We start from the raw sequence: 5,421 nt of genomic DNA on the forward strand, positions 1-5,421 counted from the left end.
GCGCCAGACCTGGTCGGGCCACGAGCACGCGTTCCCCGCCGAGGCCACCGACGGCCGCTTCCGCGCCGTCTTCACCCCGGCCCCGCCCGACTCCGCCCTCCCCCTGCGCTCCGGCTTCTGGTGGCCGTCGGTCGAGCGCCGGGACGGCAGCCGCAGCTCGGTGCAGCTCGCCCCGACCGCGTACCAGGACCTCCCGGCCGAGGTGACCGCGGCCGGCAAGCGGATCGAGCTGCAGGCCCGCCAGTACGACCAACTCGCCCTGCTCGCCCACTCGGAGCTGCGCCCCGCCGAGCGCAGCCGCCACCGCCAGACCCGGCTGCGCGAGCACACGTACCCGCTGGCCCGCCACGAGCCACTGCGCGACGCCGTGGTCTACGACGTGTTCGGCGGCCGGATGTACGGCGACTCGCCCCGCGCCATTCACGAGGAACTGGTGCGCAGAGGCACCGAGTTGGAGCACCTTTGGGTGGTGAAGGACGGTCAGTGCGAGGTGCCGCCCACCGCCCGGGCGCTGCGCGTGCACAGCCCCGAGTACTACGAGGCTCTCGCCCGCTCCCGCTACGTCGTCGGCAACACCCACCTGCCGAAGTGGCTGGAGCGCCGCCCGGGCCAGCAGATCGTGCAGACCTGGCACGGCACCCCGCTCAAGCGCATCGGCTTCGACTTCGACAACGACCACTTCGCTTCCACGGCCTACCTCGACGACCTGGACCGCGAGCGCCACCAGTGGTCGATGCTGCTGTCCCCCAACAGCTTCTCGACCCCGATCCTGCGCCGCGCCTTCCGCTACGAGGGCGAGCTCGTCGAGGCCGGCTACCCACGCAACGACGTGCTGCTGTCCGCCGACCGCGCCAAGCGAGCCCAGCGGATGCGCGAGCGGCTCGGCCTGCCCGAGGGCAAGAAGGTCATCCTGTACGCGCCGACCTGGCGCGAGGACAAGCAGCGCCACCGGGGCGGCTTCCTGCTCGACCTGCGCATCGAACTCGACGCGGCCAGAAGGGAGTTGGGCGACGACCACGTCCTGCTGATCCGGCCGCACGCGCACGTCGTGGAGCCGGTGCCGGGCGCGGGCGACGGCTTCGTGTGGGACGTGTCGGCGCAGGCCGGGATCACCGACGTGATGGATCTGCTGCTCGTCGCGGACGTCCTCGTCACCGACTACTCCTCGGTGATGTTCGACTTCGCGGTCACGGGCCGGCCGATGCTGTTCTTCACGTACGACCTGGAGCACTACCGGGACCGGCTGCGCGGCTTCTACTTCGACTTCGAGGAGAAGGCGCCGGGCCCGCTCCTGCAGACGTCCGGCGAACTGATCGCGGCGCTGCGGGACGTGACCGCGGCGACCGGACCGTACGAGCGGGCGTACGCGGAGTTCCGCTCGGCGTTCTGCGACTTCGACGACGGCGGGGCGGCCCGCCGCGTGGTGGACCGGATGCTGGAGAAGGGCGGCACCTGAGATGACGACGACGAACCCGGCGGCACCCCGGCTCAGCGTCATCGTGCACGGCCGTGACGTCCAGGGCCTGCTCGGCGCCTGCCTGGACGCCGTGACCGGCCAACTGCAGCCCGGCGTCGAGCTGTTGACGGCCGCCGTCGGCGAGGAGGCGCAGGACGTGGCGGTGCGGCACGGCGGCACCGTCGTCCCGCTGCCGGACGGCACGTCGGACGCGGCGGCACGGGCGGCCGGGGCCGGGCGGGCCCGCGGCGACTGGCTGTGGTTCGTGCACGCCAAGGACCGGCCGCCGGTGGGCGGCGTGCGGGCCCTGCTCGACCGGGTGTCCGAGGTGCCGGACGCGGTGGACGTGGTGGTCGCGGACCACGTCCGTTCGACCTGGCGCTCCAGCGGTGGCGGCAGCGGCGGCGACGCCCGGTACCTGGCCGCGGTCGGCCGCCGCGACGTCACCCTCGGCGAGGCCCCCGGCCTGCTGCGCGTCACGCCGCTCCTCGGCAACCGCGCCCTGCGCGCCGCGTTCTGGCGCGCTCACGAGAAGGAGCTGGCCGCCGCCGACGAGATGTACCCGGCCCGGGCCGCGCTCGTGCTCGCCGACCGGATCGCCTGCACCGAGCACGTCACCCTCGACGTACGGGAGTTGCGGCCGCAGAGCCTGCCGCCGGTGACCGCCGAGCAGCGGTACCGGCTGATCGGCGCGTACGAGGACCTGCAGCGCCTGATGCAGCGCCACCGCACCCCGGCCCGCCCGCGCGCCGTCCTCTACGACCTGATGGCCACGGAGGCCATGCGGGTCGTGGCGCGCGAGACGATGCCGGACGAGGTGGCGCGGGAGTTCTTCCACCGGGCGTCGGCGGCGGCCGTCCGCTGGGAGCCCGCGGGGCATCGGCGGCCCGGCGGCCTGGAGGGCATCAGGCGCCGGCTCCTCGAAGAGGACGCGTACACGAAGTACCGCGCGTTCCAGGCCGCGAACCACCGGCGCCGCGATCTGAAGGCGGCCGTGCGCGCGGGCAAGAAGAAGGCCGGGGCGAAGGTCCGCGACCACTACTACCAGCGGGCGCTGCGCACACCGGTCGACCCGGAGCTCGCCGTCTTCTCCGCGTACTGGGACCGGGGCGTGGCCTGCAACCCGGGCGCGATCGCGGCGAAGCTCGCCGAACTCGCCCCGCACGTCCGGCCGGTGTGGGTGGTGTCGAAGGCGACCGAGCCGCTGCTGCCGCCCGGCACGGACCACGTCGTGCCCGGCACCCGCCGCTACTGGGAGGTGATGGCCCGCGCCGCGTACCTCACCAACAACGTCAACTTCCCGAACGCCGTGGTCAAGCGCCCGGACGCGATCCACCTCCAGACGCACCACGGCACCCCGCTGAAGAAGATGGGCCTGGACCAGCTCGACTACCCGACGGCGTCCAAGGGCCTCGACTTCGACGCCCTGCTGTCCCGCATCGACAAGTGGGACTACAGCGTCAGCGCGAACAGCCACTCCACCCGCATGTGGGAGCACGCCTACCCCTCCCACTACACGTCGCTCGACCACGGCTACCCGCGCAACGACGTCTACTACGCCGCGACCGCCGCCGACATCCGCGCGGTCCGCGACCGCCTCGGCATCGCGCCGGGGAAGCGGGCGGTCCTCTACGCGCCGACGCACCGCGACTACGAGGCGACGTGGACCCCGCGCCTCGACCTGACGGCCCTGTCCGAACGCCTCGGCGAGGACACCGTCCTCCTGGTCCGCGGCCACTACTTCTACGGCGGCACGGCCTCCCCGCTCGCGGGGCTGCGCCGCAGCGGCCGCGTCATCGACGTGTCCACGTACGACCCGGTGGAGGAACTGGCCCTGGCGGCCGACGCGTTGATCACCGACTACTCGTCCATCATGTTCGACTACGCGAATCTGGACCGCCCGATCATCAGCTACGCCGACGACTGGGAGACGTACGCGAAGACGCGCGGCACCTACTTCGACCTGATGGCCGAGCCGCCGGGTCATGTGGCGCGCACCCAGGACGAGTTGACGGAGATCCTGGCCGGCGGCGCCTGGCGCGACGAGGCGTCGGCCAAGGCCCGCGCGCACTTCCGGCGCCGGTTCTGCGAGTTCGACGACGGGCACGCGGCCGAGCGCGTGGTGCGCCGGGTCTTCCTCGGCGAGCCCGAGGAGGCGCTGCCGCCGGTCGTCCCGGTCGAGTCCCGCACCCCCGCGCCCACGCCCGAGGAGGCGACCAGCTGATGCCCGCGCGCACCCCCGACGTCACCGTCACGGTCATCGTCTACAACGACGCCGAGCGCCTGCCGCGCGCCGTCGCCTCGCTCCAGGCGCAGACACACGGCGACATCGAGATCATCATCAGCGACGACCACTCGACCGACCGCACTCCCGAGGTGGCCCGGGAGCTGGCGGCGGCCGACCACCGCATCACGTACCTGCGGCTGCCGGAGAACAGCGGCGGCTGCAGCGCCCCGCGCAACCGGGCCCTCGACATCGCGCGGGCCCCGTATCTGATGTTCCTCGACAGCGACGACGAACTGCCGCCGCGCGCCGTCGAGTTGCTCCTCGCCGCGCACCGCGAGGAACCGGCCGTCGACTTCGCGATGGGCGCGGTCGAGCGGGTCCGCGTCGACACCGGACGCACGTCGACGTGGATGCCGCAGCTGGTCGCCGAGGGCCGCACCGTCCTGGGCATCGAGGCCGAACCCGGCCTGTTCTTCGAGCACCTGTCGACCAGCAAGATGTACGCGCGGGACTTCCTGGACCGCCACGGCCTGCGCTTCCCCGAGGGCATCCACTACGAGGACCAGCTGTTCTCGGCGCAGGCCTACTGCCTGGCGAAGGCCTTCAGGATCGTCCCCGAGCCGGTCTACCGCTGGTACATCGCGCCGTACGTCGCCGAGTCCGCGGCCTCCATCTCCAACCAGCGGCACAAGCTGAGCAACGTCCGCGACCGCATCCACGTCCAGGAGCTCATCGACGCCTTCCTGGCCGACGGCGACTACAGCGAGGCGCTGCGCGAGGCGAAGGACTACAAGTTCCTCAAGCACGACGTCCGGATGTACGCGGGCGACCTGCCGTACCGGGACGAGGAGTGGCTGCGCGGCTTCGCCGCCCTCGTCACCCCGTACCTGGCCCGCCTCTCCCCCGGCGCGTTCGCCCGCCTGCCGCGCGCCGAGCGGGTCGTCGTCCAGCTGGTCCGCGACGGCCGGCTCGACGACGCGCGGACCGCGGCGCGGGGCCTCGGCCACGGGGTCGCTCCGCGGGTCACGTCGGTCGACGAAGAAGGCGCCGTCTACTGGGGCGACCGGGTGCCGGACTCCGACACCGGGCGGCGTGAACTCGACCTGACCGACCTGGCGTTGGAGGCGCGGCCGTTCCCCCGGGCACAGTTCCGGCACGAGATCGTGTCGGTCGGGCGGGGTCCTGGACCGGCCTCCGTCGCACTGCACGTGCGCACGTACGACCCGGGCCTGCGGCTGCCCGTCGGCCCCCAGGTCGCCTCGCTGCTCATCTCTCCCGGCCGCAAGCGCATGACGGTCCGGTTCCGGCTCGATCCGGTGCGGCCGGGCGTCTTCGAGGGCCGGGTCCTGCTCGACCTCGCGTCGGCCCCGCTGCCGGCGCAGGGCTTCGACGGGGTCCGGCACCCGCTGCTCCAGCTCCAGGCCCCGGGCGGCCCGCGCAACACGGGGCTCCTGCTGGCCCCGCTCGACTTCCCCGCGTTCACCGCGGAGGTGGCCCACCACCGGGTGACGGTGGAGCCGGAGGGCCGGGGGTCCGGGCGGTTGCAGGTGCGGTGGGAGGCGGTCGGGCTGACCGCGAGCGTGGTGGGGCCGGTGGCACGGCGGGTCGGGCGCAGCCCGTGGGGCCGCAAGGTCCGTCAGGCGGTACGGCTGGTGCGGTGAGGGGGCGCGGGGAACTGCGCGCTCAGCCCCCACCGGCGCGCAGACGCGTCTGCCGCATCATGCCCCACGGCGAGTGC

Annotated in this window: 3 protein-coding genes; all 3 read left to right on the top strand. The window is 73.4% G+C overall.

Annotated elements, in window-relative coordinates:
- Positions 1 to 1,456, top strand: a 1,456-nt coding sequence (locus tag M4J07_RS46540; RefSeq protein WP_255983224.1) for a CDP-glycerol glycerophosphotransferase family protein, incomplete at its 5' end; no start/stop codon positions are given.
- 1 nt (position 1,457) lies between these two features.
- On the top strand, positions 1,458 to 3,680 hold the full coding sequence (locus M4J07_RS46545) for a CDP-glycerol glycerophosphotransferase family protein (RefSeq protein ID WP_255983226.1): 2,223 nt from the start codon (positions 1,458 to 1,460) through the stop codon (positions 3,678 to 3,680).
- Complete coding sequence (locus tag M4J07_RS46550) at positions 3,680 to 5,344, top strand: glycosyltransferase family 2 protein (protein WP_255983228.1); 1,665 nt, start codon at positions 3,680 to 3,682, stop codon at positions 5,342 to 5,344. The genes M4J07_RS46545 and M4J07_RS46550 overlap by 1 nt, the downstream gene beginning before the upstream one ends.
- Positions 5,345 to 5,421: the final 77 nt, after the last annotated feature.

The organism is Streptomyces longispororuber, from assembly GCF_024448165.1.
In the GTDB taxonomy this organism is placed as follows: Bacteria; Actinomycetota; Actinomycetes; order Streptomycetales; family Streptomycetaceae; genus Streptomyces; species Streptomyces longispororuber_A.

Bases quoted from the DNA above. Each gene is read 5' to 3' on its own strand.
- M4J07_RS46545 (WP_255983226.1), top strand. From the start codon at position 1,458: ATGACGACGACGAACCCGGCGGCACCCCGGCTCAGCGTCATCGTGCAC.
- M4J07_RS46550 (WP_255983228.1), top strand. From the start codon at position 3,680: ATGCCCGCGCGCACCCCCGACGTCACCGTCACGGTCATCGTCTACAAC.